Source organism: Lysinibacillus sp. YS11, from assembly GCF_002896375.1.
GTDB classification, from domain to species: domain Bacteria; phylum Bacillota; class Bacilli; order Bacillales_A; family Planococcaceae; genus Lysinibacillus; species Lysinibacillus capsici.
Map to the genome: position 1 here is coordinate 4542805 of NZ_CP026007.1, position 15599 is coordinate 4558403.

The following is a 15599-nucleotide window of genomic DNA, read 5'->3' on the forward strand; positions in this document are numbered from 1 at the left end:
AAGACTCCCTTATATCGAAAAAACAGCACTCTAAGAAAAAGTGCTGCTTTCTTCTTAGTTTTTTTAAGAGGGTAGCTAAAAACCTCTGTCTTGCTTCATTTATCGATTATCAATTTTTTCTGGGTTAAGATCGTGGTTCATTAAACGATAATTGGCGATTTCTTCGTATTTAGTTCCTGGCTTCCCATAGTTACACCATGGATCAATCGAGATACCCCCACGTGGAGTAAATTTCCCCCAAACCTCTATATATCTTGGATCAAGTAATGCAATTAAATCATTCATAATGATATTCACGCAATCTTCATGGAAATCGCCGTGATTTCTAAAACTGAATAAATACAACTTTAGAGATTTACTTTCAACAATTTTTTTATCTGGGATATATGAAATGTACATCGTTGCAAAATCCGGCTGATTTGTAAGCGGACATAAACTAGTAAACTCTGGGCAATTAAACTTAACAAAATAATCTCGATTAGCATGAAGATTATCCACTGCCTCTAATACCTCAGGTGCATAATCATAGGAATACTTTGTACCTTGATTACCTAATAGGGTCAAATCCTTTAATCCTTCTTCATGACTTCTGCCAGACATAAAAAAACCTCCTTGTAAAATGTTTCCCAACACTTTTCAAGAGAGGCATCACCAATCATTCTATTTAAAACATAAGTAAACAGATAAAAAAAGCCACGTCCGATATGGACATGGCATATTGTCATGTTTCCATAGTTTTTTATAGAGGGTATCAGCTATGAACCTCTCCCGTTCTAGTCCGGGCATTCTTTTCTACAATATCGTACAAAAAATAATACAGGACGTCAAATGGATTTTTTATAAAACTCTTAAATGATAAAAAGTATGAATCACTGTAAGTCAATACTCATTTGAAAGTTCTACTTTTTTATTAAATTACTAGGAAAATAGAATTAATCCATTTTTAACAAAGTAATACTAATTATCAATATTTTGAGATTTTTCAATATTCCGATATTCGAATTATCTCACCTGTGATAAATTGGAAATATCACACTAAACTGAAAAGTGTGATAATTAAGAGCGGAGGGAGAAATGAGATTTGAAAAAGTTTAAGTTTACGAAGTTTTTAAGTAGTATGATAGCTTTCGTTATGGTGCTTTTTCTATTGGTTCCATTATCGAGTGCTAATGCTGAAGATTCGAAGCCATTCAAGCAGGATAGCCAAAGTGAAAGTATACTTCAATTAAAGGCGGCTATCGCTGAACAGCTAAGCTTGTCTAAAGATGGTCCAACTCTTCACGAAAGCTTACAAAATGTATCAGGCAATCAAGAAGTTGCAGTCATCGTACATTTATCTGAAAAGCCTGTGGCACTAGAGCAAGGAATGAGCCAATTGAAAGGCCAAATGTTCTCTAATGCGCGAGCAAATGAAGTTCGATCAAATGTAAAATCTCAACAAGCACAAGTTAAGAAAGAATTAGCTACTAAAAATGTTCAAATGACTCAAGGCTACACATTTGATACTGTTTTAAACGGTTTTGCAGCAACTGTGAAAGCAAATGATCTCCCAAAGCTGCTTTCAATAGAAGGAATAACATTAATTGAACCTGATGCAATTGTTTACGCATCTGAAGATAATACAATGAAATCATCAGAACTGATTAAGGAAGATCAATTAGAGGCTCAAATGAATACAAGTATTTCTTTCCTCGGCATCGAACAGCTTTGGAATGAAGGAATTGAAGGACAAGGTATAAAGGTAGCAGTATTAGATACTGGTATTGACGCAGATCACCCTGAGTTCGCTGGAATTTACAAAGGTGGGAAAAACTTCATTCCAAATTCATCAACTTACACAAAGCCTCGGGCAGATGACGATGCATCGGAAACCTTGCCTTCTGAGCGTCCTGCTGGAACACCTGAATTTAATGAAAAGGGAAGCTCGTTCTATACTTCTCACGGTACCCATGTTGCTGGAACCATTGCAGCAATTGGAGCTAACAATTTCGGCATTAAAGGAATTGCTCCCAAAGTAGACCTTTATGCTTACCGTGTTCTTGGTGCATATGGAAGTGGGGCTACATCTGGTATTGTTAAAGCAATTGAAACGGCTGTAACAGAAAAAATGGACATAATCAACCTTTCTCTTGGTGGGGGGGCTAACTCTGAAACGGACGCTGGTTCATTTGCTATTAATAATGCAATGATGGCTGGAACAATCGGAGTAATTGCAACAGGGAACTCCGGCCCAAATCGAGGAACAATGGGCACGCCTGCAACCGCTCGTTTAGGAATTGCTGTGGGTAACACAACAAATCCAGAAACAATGTATAACGGTGAAGTGAATGTTACAGTTGGTGACTACAACTTAACAAAACAGCTCCCATTAATGGGCACAACTTTTGGAAGGGATTTAGCAACACAGCTTCAAGGAGAATTTGACCTAGTTGCTATTCCTGGAAACGGAGAAGTAAAAGACTATGAGGGAATCGATGTAGAAGGTAAAGTGGCATTAATCTCTCGTGGCAGTATCGCATTTGTTGATAAAATTGCGAATGCAAAGGCAAATGGAGCAGTCGCCACAATTATTCATAACTTTGCTGGTGGAACAAATGCACCTAATATTTCAGGTACATTCCTGGGTGATTCCTTTGCTTTTCTACCAACATTTGATATGTCCCAAACGGATGGCAATGCAATTCGTGCTGCATTAGCCGGTGGAACTGGAAAAGTTAGCTTTAGTCAATTTACTTCCACAAAGACACTGGGGGATGAAGTAAACGATTCAAGCTCCCGTGGACCATCTACGCCAAACTTTGATATTAAACCAGATGTAAGTGCACCTGGAACAAACATTATGTCAACGATTCCAATGTATAAAAAGGATTTCCCTAATGCAGATTACGCAGAGGCATATGATCGTAAAACAGGAACCTCTATGGCAACACCGCATATTACAGGTATTGTTGCATTACTTAAACAAGCAAATCCTGATTGGAATGCGTTCGACATAAAAGTGGCGCTTTCTAATACAGCAAAGGTTTTAGATAAAACAAAATACGATGTGTTCTCTCAAGGTGCAGGTCGTGTAAATGCTTATGCTGCAGCACATCCAGAAATTCTTGCCTATGCATTGGATAGTGCAATTTTAGATGGAACAGGAGCTGTTTCAGAAAACTTAAAAGGGACAGTTACTTTTGGTCCACAATCACTTAAAGACCAGGATATTTCCGTAACGAAACAAGTTTTAGTAAAAGATATAAAGGGGAACGGCGGTAATTATAATGTATCAATTGATGTGACAAAATCATTTGGTGATGCAACTGTTACAGTCGACCAGCCAACATTTAATCTAGTTGGTGAGCAAGTGTTAAATCTTACATTAACGGCTTCACAAGCTACAGCTCCAAACGGCTCGGAAATACTGGGGTATATTCACATCAGCGGTGGTGCTACAGAAATTTCATTGCCATTCGCAGCTGACTTTGGAAGCGAGGCAGTAACTGAAATTAAAGATTTAAAGATTACAGAAACAGACCTCTCCTTTAATGGAGATGGCGCGAAAGATTCAGCTGTACTTTCATTTACATTAACTGGCGATGTAACAACTAACTATATCGAGCTATGGGATATTATGAATCCTCAAGGTGGAGAATATGGTGATGGCTACATCGGTTATCTACATGCAGGTACTGCGCTAGGAAAAGGCTCTTATACGCTGAATATCGCTGGGCAATACAAACCATGGGGAACAGAACCTGCCACAACAATTCCAGATGGTCTCTATACTATTGACTTTACTGGTCTTGCGGCATCAGGGGTAGTTTCCGATTATGTTGGACCAATTATCGTGAAAACAACTAAACCAGAAATTACTGGTTCAGTAGCTGAAGGTGTCACTACAGGAAAGGTAACAGATAAGTATATCGACTACAATGAAGAGTTATATTTATATGGTTTAAACTACAATTTAAATGATAAATTAAAAGCTTCCTATATTGCTACTGTGAATGGCGAAATACAAGCGCCAGTTCCTTTTGAATTAAATCAAGACGGTAGCTTCACATTCCCAGTAACATCAGAAACTAATGCTGTATCAGTAAAAATTGAAGACGCTGCAGGGAATGTTGGTGAAGCACTAATATATGAAAAAGATGTAGTTGAACCAAAAGTAACACTTTCTGTCAATCCAACTGAGCTAGACCTAACAGCTGGGGAATCTGCACAACTTACGGTAACAGAGACATCTACTCCTCCAGAAGGTGAAGCAACAGAGGAAGATGTAACTTCAAAAGCAACTTATGTTGTGGGAGATGAAAATGTTGCAACAATAGCAAATGGATTAGTAACTGCTGTAGGTGAGGGCACGACTACGATTACTATTTCATATGGTGATCATGAAGTTACGGTAAATGTTACAGTAAAAGCACCTGTTGTAGAAACACCAATCATAACACTAGAAATTGACCAAGCTCAGGTTGAAACTAGAATAGGTAAAGAGGTTATGGTTAAGATTACTGAAGTAACTACTTTTGAGGGTAGAACAACAGAAAAAGATGTTACTACGCTTGCAACCTACGAAGTAGCAAATGATAAAATAGCTACTGTAAAAGCAGGGGCTGTAAAAGGTAAAGGTCAAGGTACTACGACAATTACAGCAACGTATGGTGACCACACATTAACATTTGATGTATTGGTTGAAAAGCCGGGCAATGGTAATGGTAACGGCAATGGCAACGGCAACGGCAATGGCAATGGCAATGGTAATGGTAATAATGAAGTTACCGAAGTTGAGTTATAATTAAATAAGTACGGTTCCAGCAAAAAGAGAAATTGCGCTTTGCAATTTCTCCTTTTGCTATTTAAATTTCACTTACTCATGATAAGGTTGGCTGTAACGAGTCTATGTACAGTTTTTCTGTACAAGCTTTATCTAGTAATCGAATATTTAATGCAAAACCATAAGAGATCCTAACATTACTGTTCAGAACCTTTTAGTTTTATTTAAGCATTGTTGCAGTTAAAAATTCTCGTGTTCTCTCCTCTTTTGGATGATTGAAAAATTGTTCAGGTGTGCCGCGTTCAATAATTCTCCCATCATGCATATAGACAATCCAATCAGCTACCTCTTTTGCGAATCCCATTTCATGGGTTACAACAACCATAGTCATTCCTTCTTCAGCCAAATCTTTCATGGTTGTTAAAACCTCTCCCACAAGCTCAGGATCGAGTGCCGATGTTGGCTCATCAAAAAGCATAATGTCTGGTTCCATCGCAAGTGCTCTAGCAATCGCCACCCGTTGCTTTTGCCCCCCTGATAGTTTACTAGGATAGACATCCGACTTATCCTCCAAACCTACTTTTTTCAGTAATTGTTTTGCTTTGATGATAGCTTTTTCTTTGTCTACACCCTTTACCATAACAGGTGCTTCAATAATATTTTCTAAAACCGTTTTATGTGGGAATAAGTTAAAATTTTGAAACACCATCCCAACCTTTTCTCTAATCTTGTTAAGATCATCTGTCCGTGGATTGACTTCATTTCCCTCAATTATAATATTGCCATTATCTTTTCTTTCTAAAAAGTTCAAGCAGCGAAGGAGGGTGCTTTTCCCTGACCCACTCGATCCTATTAGACAAACAACATCGCTCTCATAGACTGTCATGTCGATATTTTTCAATACATGTAAGTCTCCAAACGATTTATTCAATTGACTTATTTTAATCATTTCCTTAGTTTCCAATTTTTTCAGCTCCTATCTGTCGCTTACTGCTAATTTTAATTCAGTTCGGTTCACTACAAATGTCATCAACGCTACCAACAATAAATAGTAGACTGCTACAATGAGTAAGTAGGTCATTTCATCGAAATTATTCGACCCAAGTGTTGTCGCCACATTAAACAGCTCATTCATGGAGATAAATGCGGCTAACGAAGAATCTTTTAAACTGATGATAAATTGATTGCCTAAAGGCGGCAATGCTCTACGGAATGCCTGTGGGAGAATAATCCTTCTTAATGTCAGTGTCTTTGTCATTCCCAAAGAGCGTCCTGCTTCAAATTGGCCATTATCGACTGACTGAATTGCTCCCCGAAGGATTTCAGAAATATAAGCTCCATTATGTAGCGCTAGAGCAAGGGAAGCAGCCCAAAAATCAGGGAGAAGGAAAATCCCGCTAATTCCGAAGTAGAGGATAAATATTTGAACAATCAGTGGTGTTCCTCGAACCAAATAGACATATATATCTGAAATAAGTTCTAAAATTTTTATATTAGAAATTTTTAATAAGGCAAAGACTAGTCCGATGATGATTCCCAGTAAGATAGAAACCACCGTCAGCTCTAATGTTAAAAGCATAGCTTTAAAGAATACACCTTTTGTTTCCATTAGTATTTGAAAAAAATGTGAAAAACTTGGCAAAGTACTACTTCCTTTCTTTTATAGCATTGGTTTATTCTGATTTTTTGGTAATGTCCTCACCAAAATATTTGATACTGATTTGAGTCAATGTTCCATTTTCCCGAAGTTGTTCCAAAGATTCATTAACTCGCTTCACTAGCTTTGGATTATCCTGAGGCAACACAATCGCTTGTTCACTGCGATTAATTAATTGTTGTCCTTTAATCTTAAAACCTTCCTTTTCAGCAGTTTTTCCTGTAACAAAATCTGTAATTACTGCATCATGACGCCCACTGCTTAATGCCTTTAATGCCGTAATATCGCTGTCATATGTTTTGATGTTGTCTGTATACTTGGAAGCTGTATCGGCATATGTTGATCCTTTTGCAACAGCTACTTCCTTTCCCTCTAAATCTTCAACAGTCCTAATTTTACTATCCGGTCTGGTGAAAATTTTCGGTCCTGAATAATAATAGGGGGTAGAGAAAGAAACATGTTTACTCCGCTGCGGGTTAATCGTGTGACTTGCAACGGCTGCATCCGCTCTTCCCGTTTTCACCCCTTCAACAATCCCTTTGAACTTGATTCGTTTCTGAACCGGCTCAAGGCCCATTTCCTTTGCAATCGCTTCACCAACCTCAATATCAAAGCCCGACATTGTAAGATCGTCATTTATATAACTAAATGGCTTAAATTCACCAGAAGTAGCAAAAACAAATTGATTTTTATTGATCAGTTCAGATCCATCTTCAAGCTTCTGCTTCTCTCCACAACCAGACAACATGCAGGCTACGATTGTACTTAAGACCAATAAAAACTTTTTACTCAACAACATGTTGGCTATAACTCCTTTCTCTTTCGATTATTCCTACAATCCTTTCTTGCTATATAACTTGCTTATGATAGTTAATACCCAATCTACTTCCGATAAAACTAAAAAGTATCAGGCACTATTAATAGTGCCTGATACTTTTTCTACAAATTTCGCATTATATAATTATCTTTCAGGTATTCTCTTTCCTCTAAAATGTAGCTTTTTAGATGTATAGAACTAAGAAAAACGCACTTACTTATGATACGGTTCACCCTTCATAATCCTAAAACTACGATAAATCTGCTCGACTAGCACAAGCTTCATGAGCTGGTGAGGAAGTGTCATCTTACCAAAAGATTGCTGCTCATCTGCACGCTTTAACACATCTTCATGTAGACCGAGGGAGCCACCGATGACGAAGGCGATTTTGCTTTTGCCGTAGGTCATGAGGGATTCGATGTCGGCAGCCATTTGTTCGGAGGTTTTCATTTTGCCGTTGATGGCTAGGGCAATTACATAGGCATCTGGACTGATTTTCGTTAGGATGCGTTCGCCCTCTTTTTTCTTGACGATATCCATTTCAGCTTCACTTAGTTGTTCAGGTGCCTTTTCGTCTGGCACTTCAACCAAATCCATTTTTGCATAGCCGCCAAGACGTTTTACGTACTCATCGATCCCCATTTTTAAGTACTTTTCTTTTAGCTTGCCGACTGATACAATCGTTATATTCACACGTTATCCACCTTTACAATTCATTTACAAACAAATTATCCACAAAAGTTATCAACATATCCACAAGCACTCTCTATATATTGTGTAAAGTTATTTACTTGATACAATATATTCTGCTGCCTGTTCACAGTAGCTACACTTTGTGGATAACTTTTTATCCTCTTCGATTTTATCCATAATTGGGAACACTTTTTGCTCTGCTACAAACATGTCTAAAGCGTGATCTATATGGCTTTCACAGCTGTACTTTTCCATTTTTTGATGTCTCCTTATTTTCCGAAATTTCCACAAACTTATTCACAAATCAGTCTATGTTATCCACAATCTATTGTAACAAAGTAATAGCATGTATGGAAGAAGTGCCTTTTACTCCCGATTTGCTGTGCGGAATTAGTATTCACAATTTTCTAGTTATCCACAATATTTCATAAAAGTATTTTCTCCATCCTCATAAAAAAAGCGATGGAGATTGATTAGATCTCCATCGCTTTTCATCTTCTTTACAATGTATTACCATTTGTTAATGTTAGTGATAGATCGACTAATTTACCTTGACGGTACACTTTTAATGTTAGTTTATCACCAATTTTTTTGTCATTATATAAATGTTTGCGTAAATCAATAGTTGTTTCAATTTTTTGACCATCCATCTCTACAATAACATCGTATTGTTGAACCCCTGCTTTTGAAGCTGGTGAGTTATTCATGACATCTGTTACAACAACACCTGTTGTCACCTCTGCAGGTAATTTTAATGTTTGTTGTTGATAGAATGATGGCACATCTGTTAAATCTGCAAGTGAAACTCCCATTGTTGGACGTTTCATTTCTCCATTTTTCTCTAATTCCTCGATAATTGGAATAGCTGAATTAATTGGAATAGAGAACCCTAAACCTTCCACTGAGGATTCAGCAATTTTCATGGAGTTAATTCCTACTAATTCTCCAGCTAAGTTCACAAGTGCTCCACCACTATTCCCTGGGTTAATCGCAGCATCTGTTTGCAATACTTCTTGTTGCCAATCTTCTGTGCCATCACCATTTAAGTCTACCGGTACAGAACGGTCTTTACCAGAAACAACACCAGTTGTAACAGAACCATAGAAGTCTAAACCAAGTGGGTTACCAATGGCAATCACTGTTTCGCCTTGTTTTAATACATCCGAATTCCCGAATGTCGCAACTGTTTTAACATTTTTAGAGTTAATAGAAATAACTGCAAGGTCCGTCCAAACATCGTGACCCACTAATTGAGCTGGTTCTTTTGTTCCGTCTGGCATTGTGACCTCTAACTGCTTTGCCCCTTCAATAACATGGTTATTTGTGATGATAAAGGCTTTGTCACCTTCAATTTTATAAACGACACCTGAACCGCTTCCCGCTTCTTTTGTTGTCGTTGATGGTGGGCTCCAAAAACCTCCGCTTGTGACTTCTTGAATATTTGTGATACCAACAACTGCTTGTGAGGCTTTATCAACTGCAGTTGTCACATCTGTCGTTACTTCTGTAGCTACCTGATTAATTGTTGTGTTATTTTTTCCTGTATTACTTGTTGTTGTTCCAGGCATTTGATTGACAAGTCCCGGTAGCATAAGCCACACAAGTAAAGCACCTATAATGACACCGACCAGACCACTAAAGAAATAGCCGCCTTTACCTCCTCCACCTTTCTTTTTCATGCGCTTAGTCTGCATTTCTTGCTCCTCGCGCTCTAGTCTTTCTTGAAGAGGTGATTTTGGTACTTCATCATTTTTAAGGAAATCACTGTTTTTATCATCATCTTGGAAATAGCTCATGTTCGTCATCCTTTCCTTTGAGTGCTATCTAATTAGTTGTTACCCTAATCTTACGATTCAAACATTAAAATCAGATGAAAAACAAATAAAATAGGCATAAAAAAAGCTGCTCAATGCATTTTTTTATGCGTTGAACAGCTTCAAATTTTGTCTAAATAGCCTATGATTAAACCGTCACCAATTTTGTTGGTTCTTCTGCATCCGTATCAAATAGATGAACATGCTCACCAACAAGGATGCCACAAGATTGTAAGGTTTGTGCGACACTCATACGTGCTAGCTCTTTCATATTATTATCTTTACTTAAATGTGAAAGATAAATATTGGTCGTCTTATCAAATACAACCTCACTCATTGCAATTGCTGCATCCTCATTAGACACATGTCCTACATCACTTAAAATACGACGTTTAATAGACCAAGGATAGCGTCCCATTTGCAGCATATTGACATCATGATTACTTTCAAAGACAAAAGAATCAGCGCCTCGAATAATTCCTTTCATACGATCACTGACATAGCCTGTATCTGTAATAATAACAAGCTTGCGATCATTTTCATGAAAAGTATAGAACATTGGATCTGCTGCATCGTGTGAAACAGCAAAGGATTCAACAGCTAAAGAACCAAAATGCTTCACTGTATCCATTTCAAATTCAAAACGTTGCTCTACAGGAATGTCCCCAATAAGCCCATCCATTGCCTGCCACGTTTTGGCGTTTGCGTAAATTGGTACATTATATTTCCGTGCCAGTACACCAATTCCTTTAATATGATCACTATGCTCATGTGTAACAAAGATACCACTGAGCTGCTTCATATTACGGTCGATTTTTGTAAATAACTGCTCCATCTTTTTCCCACTAAGACCCGCATCAACGATAAAAGCATGATCGTCATTCTCTACATAAATCGAATTCCCTGTACTGCCACTTGCTAAAACACTAAATCGCATTATTCAACTCCCCAGTCTTCTTCTTCGCTCTCTTGCTTGTCCTCCTGGATTTCGATGACTTTACCTTCTACTGCATTCACAAAGTACTCCTCTTTTGTCCCATCAGATAATTTCACTTGAACTTCCCATGTTGGCACCAATACCTGAGTACGTGTCAATTTAACAAGCGTTGAGTAACCTAGTTTCATTTGTGTAATGCGAGAATCTGGCTTGAGCGGTCCCTTTGCATACAAAGTTTGAATAATTTGAAGTGGAGGAATAACTGTTTCCTGCTGTTCCATTTCTTCAATATTATCAATCATTGTTTGCTCATACATTGTTACTTCGTTATTAGCATTCCATTTTATTTTTAATGAACCACTATAATAGAACATTCGATTGTTTGTCTTTTGGAAAAAAATTGCGACTCGTTCTTCGCGGTCTATTTTCCATAAAGCATAAGATGCACCTTCAATGATGTTTGCTAGGACAAAATCTGTAAAGCTTGCGTCATCACTTACATTACGTAATTTAACAGGCCTCATAAAGATAACACGAGCCTTTGTATTATTATCATCCTTAAATTTAACTTGCTGGTTACTATTATTAAATTCGGCTGGTGTGAATTTATGCACTTGAGCTGTCATATACGAAGCAGATTCAATATTATTTGGTAACGTGCCATACGTAATATTATCATCCTTTAAACGAGCTTCTATTGTTCTTTCACCTGGTACCTCAATATCTTTTGCTTCATTATAGCGATTGACATAAAGTGAATACAAGAAGATGTTCAGTATTAAAAAAACGAATATAAAAATAGATTTTGTTCTATTCCAATCCATTTTTAACACCTCCTAATACTTCAGGAGTCAGTTTAGTCCATGTACCATTACGAATAACAAACCAACAAGGTTCAAATATAAATATATTCTGTTCTTGATTTTGTGTTAAATAATAGCCTAAGACGATTTCATCGATATCAGACAGAGGAATACTGTTAGCGCTTTTTAATCTCTCTGCGATTTCCGCACCTGATGCTAACTCTTTGATTTCTTTCTCCAATGATATATCCATATCCAATGAGAAGTATGGGCGCTTATAATGGAAAATTCGACTATCTCCCCAAATCGTTGTCATTCGTGTAATGACATGATTGCTATAGACAGGGAAACCTTGCAAATACATTTGATAATCTATTTGATTTTTATTGGTATTGGATGAAGCATAGCGGAAATCTGCGGTAAATCCTCCATGCTCATTAATAAATTCAAAGCTATCCTTTAAAAGCTTGGATGGCTCGACTCTAATACTACTTTCTGCAGCAGGATAAACATAGTTTAATGATTTAAGATTTGTTTCTAAGGTCATTAACGACATACCATCTGTATATTTTTCAGAGGATGCACTTTCCACATTCCGCTGCACAATATTTGGATCTGGGAATAATACATTTTTAAATAGTTCTGGCGTAATATCCTCAATAAAATACGTATATTTTACAGATTCAATATTACTGTTCGCCAAATAAAGAGACGTATAGCCTTCTCTTTCTACTTCTTTAAAAACCTCATATTTTTTGGCAGGCTCTATGACTTCCTGTATAAATTGATTCATGTTTGGCACACTGACATGTGAGCGGAATAATGATTGGTTATTACCACTAATGTAATACAACATCAATTCTTTGCTATTGTAATTACTCCAATCTATAATCATACGATTGAACGTTGTTTCTGGTAATTCCTTATCAGTGAACTGAAAGGTTGTGTTAAAAGCTGAAAATGGAATCTCTCCTGTAAAAAATATTGTCATTCGATGATCAGCGCCAATAATTTGATTCACATAGTTTGCAGAAAGATTATTGTTTACAGGCACCAAATCTAAAACATTCCAGCCTTTAAATACTTTCATCATGTCTTTCATAGCTGCATTAGAAACTGTGCCTGTAAACTCTTCTTCAGAACGGAAAATAGCCTTGTATGGTCGAATAATATCCTCCATATCCTTTTGCGGCTTAATTAAAATTTCCTCTCCCTCTGTTTTTTCAATATATTTATAATCAGGTGTATAGGTCCAAATTAAAAAAGTTAAAATCACACTCAGCATAACAAGTAGAAATAATACAACAGATTTAACTGGCTCTATATATTTCATTCCCACTCACCTGCCTCACCAAATTCATCTGCATCATATGGTAATGTGAAGAAAATTGTTGTACCCTGTCCTTCTTCACTTTCAGCCCAAATCTTACCGCCGTGTGCTTCAATCATTTCCCGCGCAATAGCTAGTCCCAAGCCTGTTCCTCCCATAGAACGAGCGCGTGCACGATCCACACGATAGAAGCGATCAAAAATACGGCCAACATTTTCTTTAGGAATGCCCATGCCATCATCTGAAATCATGACTTTCAACATGTCATCCTGTCCCGTAAAGCCAAAGCGAATATTGCCACCATCTGGAGAATATTTAATAGCATTGGAAATGATATTATCAATAACTTGTGTGATTTTATCCGTATCAATTTCTACATAAAAGGAGGTTTCAGGGAATAATCGTTCAAAATGTACCTTGTCAGACTTAGACATTTCAAATCGGTCTATAATGCGGTTAAAGAATGAATTAAATAAGACAATATCTTTATTCAACTCGTAATCTGAACTATCCATTCTTGATAACTGCAGTAAATCATTTACTAGACGAATCATACGCTCTGTTTCGGTTTGTGTCACATTTAAAAACGTAGGAGCAATATTTTCATCTTTCCATGCACCATCTGCAAGTGCCTCTAAATAACTACGCATTGTTGTTAATGGCGTTCTTAACTCATGTGATACATTCGAGACGAATTCCCGACGATCCATTTCAATCTTTTCTTGCTCTGTTATATCGTGCAAAACAGTAATCAGACCATTAATAAAGCCTGTTTCTTTTTGAATAACAGAGAAATTAGCACGAAGTATATAGGGAGCATCTGCTGTACTAAAGTTTAAATTCACGGCATCATTCATATGAATTAAGTCTTCAAAACTATATTCCTGATCAATCCCCAATACAGAGGCGATAGGACGCCCTAATGTAATATCTCTTGAAATATGCAGTAATTCCAATGCAGGGTCATTGATGAGAATAATACGTCCCTTACGATCTGTTGCAATTACACCATCTGTCATATTACTCAGAACTGAATCTAGCTTTCGACGTTCAGCTTCTGTGGTCGATTGTGCTTCCTGCAAACGGTTGGTTAGATGATTAAAGGTGATGGCTAGCTGGCCGATTTCATCTGTACCATATACACGTACCTTTCGAGAATAGTTCCCCTTCGCCATTGCCTGAGCCTGCTTTCGCATATCAGCAATAGGCTGTGTAATCGTTCTTGCCACAAGAATACCTAAGAAGATGGTAATGACCAAGGACATTGCCGTACCACCAAGGAAAATCTGATTAATATCATTCATTTGTTCAAAAACGGATTCAATATTGGCTTCAATATAGAGTACACCAATGATTTCATCATCTGGTCCTGCACCCGCACGAATGGGATTCGCTAAAACCCACACACGATTTCTCGTCTTATTGTCCAGCTTAATAATATCAAACAGTGTTTCGGCAGATATCGCTCGACGTACAAGGTCAGTATTAGAGCGCTGACCTATTAAATTCTGGTTTTCAAGCTCAGATGTTGCAAGTATTCTTTGTCTATCGTCAATGACACGAATTTCTAAAATATCACCATTTGAAACATCCCTTAAACCAGTAGAAAACTCCATAACAATTGACTTTAGGCTCTCCTCTAGTTTAGGCATGCTTTCATCGCGTTCCTTTAAAATTTCCTCACGAAGACTATATTGCATCAAGTCAACTCGCTGAAAAATGGAATCTTGGAAGTTGCTCTTCAAATTTCTTTCTAATTCACGAGCGAAATAGATACCGATAATTTGTAAAGCAAGCAATATTAATAAAATATAAATCAGCACTAGTTTGACATGAATGGATTTAAAGAAGCTCACTTTCTGCATTCCTATTACTCCTGTTCAGGATTTCGTAAATAATAACCTACACCACGTCGTGTGACAATCCAAGCGGGATGACTAGGATTATCCTCAATTTTTTCACGTAAACGGCGAATTGTTACATCAACAGTTCGTACATCACCAAAGTAATCATAGCCCCATACTGTTTGTAGGAGGTGCTCCCGTGTCATTACTTGTCCAATATGTTTCCCTAAATAATGAAGTAACTCAAATTCTCGATGTGTCAATTCAATTGCTTCATCACGCTTCATTACTAAATAAGCATCTGGTTGAATAACAAGCGAACCTACGACAATCTCATTCGACTCCTCCTCAGCCTCTTCTGCTGCTGGAGCGACTACTTGTAAACGGCGCATATTGGCCTTTACACGTGCAATCAGCTCTCTTGTACTAAATGGCTTTGTGACATAATCATCTGCACCCATCTCTAATCCTAATACTTTATCAATTTCAGAGCCTTTAGCTGTTAGCATAATAATCGGAAAATCATATTTTTTACGTACTTCTCTACAAACTTCCATCCCATCACGCTTTGGCAGCATAATATCTAAAAGCATTAAATCTGGTTGCTCTTCCTCTACTTTCTTTAATGCCTCATCACCATCATAAGCACAAATAACTTTATAGCCTTCTTTTATTAAATTAAATTGCAAAATATCTGCGATTGGTTTCTCATCATCAACAACTAAAATTGTTTTATTCATACATACTCTCCCTTTCGCTTCTTATCTATTCTTAAACAATGTGTATTTGTAAATTCACTACTCTTAACTCTATCATGCTTTCGGATTCTATGCATTAATCGATATTCAATCCCTCTAATACTGTGACAAAAAGCGATGTAATTCAACAATTATTTCTCGGGAAATAATAGAAAAAGACAGTCCATTATTCGGACTGCCTTCT

At 37.2% G+C, this 15599-nt stretch carries 13 protein-coding genes and 1 riboswitch; of the genes, 1 reads left to right on the forward strand and 12 read right to left on the reverse strand.

Going from position 1 to position 15599, the window contains the following annotated elements; translation table 11 throughout:
• Positions 1-99: 99 nt before the first annotated feature.
• Positions 100-600: a preQ(1) synthase gene (queF, locus tag LBYS11_RS22815; protein ID WP_004233404.1), complete on the reverse strand. Its 501-nt coding sequence runs from the start codon at positions 598-600 to the stop codon at positions 100-102.
• Between the two features lie 125 nt (positions 601-725).
• Positions 726-772: riboswitch (PreQ1 riboswitch) on the reverse strand.
• A 309-nt stretch (positions 773-1081) separates the two neighbouring features.
• Here queF and LBYS11_RS22820 point away from each other — a divergent pair.
• Positions 1082-4783: a S8 family serine peptidase gene (locus tag LBYS11_RS22820; protein ID WP_103119038.1), complete on the forward strand. Its 3702-nt coding sequence runs from the start codon at positions 1082-1084 to the stop codon at positions 4781-4783.
• Between the two features lie 199 nt (positions 4784-4982).
• On the opposite strand, the gene LBYS11_RS22825 is transcribed toward LBYS11_RS22820, so the two are convergent.
• From LBYS11_RS22825 to yycF, 11 genes are all read right to left on the reverse strand, one after another.
• A complete protein-coding gene (locus LBYS11_RS22825) occupies positions 4983-5711 on the reverse strand; it encodes an amino acid ABC transporter ATP-binding protein (RefSeq protein WP_167444822.1) in 729 nt (242 codons plus the stop codon).
• Positions 5712-5738: 27 nt separating this feature from the next.
• On the reverse strand, positions 5739-6404 hold the full coding sequence (locus tag LBYS11_RS22830; protein WP_004233396.1) for an amino acid ABC transporter permease: 666 nt from the start codon (positions 6402-6404) through the stop codon (positions 5739-5741).
• Between the two features lie 31 nt (positions 6405-6435).
• Positions 6436-7218, reverse strand: coding sequence for a transporter substrate-binding domain-containing protein (locus LBYS11_RS22835; protein ID WP_054548827.1), 783 nt, complete (start codon positions 7216-7218; stop codon positions 6436-6438).
• 231 nt (positions 7219-7449) lie between these two features.
• Entirely contained in the window at positions 7450-7929 is a 480-nt protein-coding gene (gene rlmH / locus LBYS11_RS22840; RefSeq protein WP_004233392.1) for a 23S rRNA (pseudouridine(1915)-N(3))-methyltransferase RlmH, read from the reverse strand.
• A 90-nt stretch (positions 7930-8019) separates the two neighbouring features.
• The gene (locus LBYS11_RS22845; protein ID WP_004233391.1) at positions 8020-8184 is read right to left on the reverse strand and encodes a CxxH/CxxC protein; all 165 of its coding nucleotides are present in this window, start codon (positions 8182-8184) and stop codon (positions 8020-8022) included.
• 245 nt (positions 8185-8429) lie between these two features.
• Positions 8430-9725, reverse strand: coding sequence for a S1C family serine protease (locus LBYS11_RS22850; protein WP_103119039.1), 1296 nt, complete (start codon positions 9723-9725; stop codon positions 8430-8432).
• A 166-nt stretch (positions 9726-9891) separates the two neighbouring features.
• Complete coding sequence (locus LBYS11_RS22855; protein WP_048395252.1) at positions 9892-10680, reverse strand: MBL fold metallo-hydrolase; 789 nt, start codon at positions 10678-10680, stop codon at positions 9892-9894.
• Positions 10680-11504: a two-component system regulatory protein YycI gene (locus tag LBYS11_RS22860; RefSeq protein ID WP_048395249.1), complete on the reverse strand. Its 825-nt coding sequence runs from the start codon at positions 11502-11504 to the stop codon at positions 10680-10682. The genes LBYS11_RS22855 and LBYS11_RS22860 overlap by 1 nt, the downstream gene beginning before the upstream one ends.
• Positions 11491-12816, reverse strand: a complete 1326-nt coding sequence (locus LBYS11_RS22865) for a YycH family regulatory protein (RefSeq protein WP_054548820.1) — start codon at positions 12814-12816, stop codon at positions 11491-11493. The genes LBYS11_RS22860 and LBYS11_RS22865 overlap by 14 nt, the downstream gene beginning before the upstream one ends.
• Positions 12813-14678 (reverse strand): cell wall metabolism sensor histidine kinase WalK, encoded by a 1866-nt coding sequence (gene walK, locus LBYS11_RS22870; RefSeq protein WP_048395245.1) that lies wholly within the window; start codon positions 14676-14678, stop codon positions 12813-12815. The genes LBYS11_RS22865 and walK overlap by 4 nt, the downstream gene beginning before the upstream one ends.
• Positions 14679-14683: 5 nt before the next feature.
• On the reverse strand, positions 14684-15397 hold the full coding sequence (gene yycF / locus LBYS11_RS22875) for a response regulator YycF (protein WP_036077923.1): 714 nt from the start codon (positions 15395-15397) through the stop codon (positions 14684-14686).
• Positions 15398-15599: the final 202 nt, after the last annotated feature.

Excerpts from the sequence above, each read along its gene's own strand:
- LBYS11_RS22845 (WP_004233391.1), bottom strand. The coding sequence starts at position 8,184 with ATGGAAAAGTACAGCTGTGAAAGCCATATAGATCACGCTTTAGACATG.
- LBYS11_RS22835 (WP_054548827.1), bottom strand. The coding sequence starts at position 7,218 with ATGTTGTTGAGTAAAAAGTTTTTATTGGTCTTAAGTACAATCGTAGCC.
- yycF (WP_036077923.1), bottom strand. The coding sequence starts at position 15,397 with ATGAATAAAACAATTTTAGTTGTTGATGATGAGAAACCAATCGCAGAT.
- queF (WP_004233404.1), bottom strand. The coding sequence starts at position 600 with ATGTCTGGCAGAAGTCATGAAGAAGGATTAAAGGATTTGACCCTATTA.
- LBYS11_RS22860 (WP_048395249.1), bottom strand. The coding sequence starts at position 11,504 with ATGGATTGGAATAGAACAAAATCTATTTTTATATTCGTTTTTTTAATA.
- LBYS11_RS22825 (WP_167444822.1), bottom strand. The coding sequence starts at position 5,711 with ATGATTAAAATAAGTCAATTGAATAAATCGTTTGGAGACTTACATGTA.
- LBYS11_RS22855 (WP_048395252.1), bottom strand. The coding sequence starts at position 10,680 with ATGCGATTTAGTGTTTTAGCAAGTGGCAGTACAGGGAATTCGATTTAT.
- LBYS11_RS22850 (WP_103119039.1), bottom strand. The coding sequence starts at position 9,725 with ATGAGCTATTTCCAAGATGATGATAAAAACAGTGATTTCCTTAAAAAT.
- LBYS11_RS22865 (WP_054548820.1), bottom strand. The coding sequence starts at position 12,816 with ATGAAATATATAGAGCCAGTTAAATCTGTTGTATTATTTCTACTTGTT.
- walK (WP_048395245.1), bottom strand. The coding sequence starts at position 14,678 with ATGCAGAAAGTGAGCTTCTTTAAATCCATTCATGTCAAACTAGTGCTG.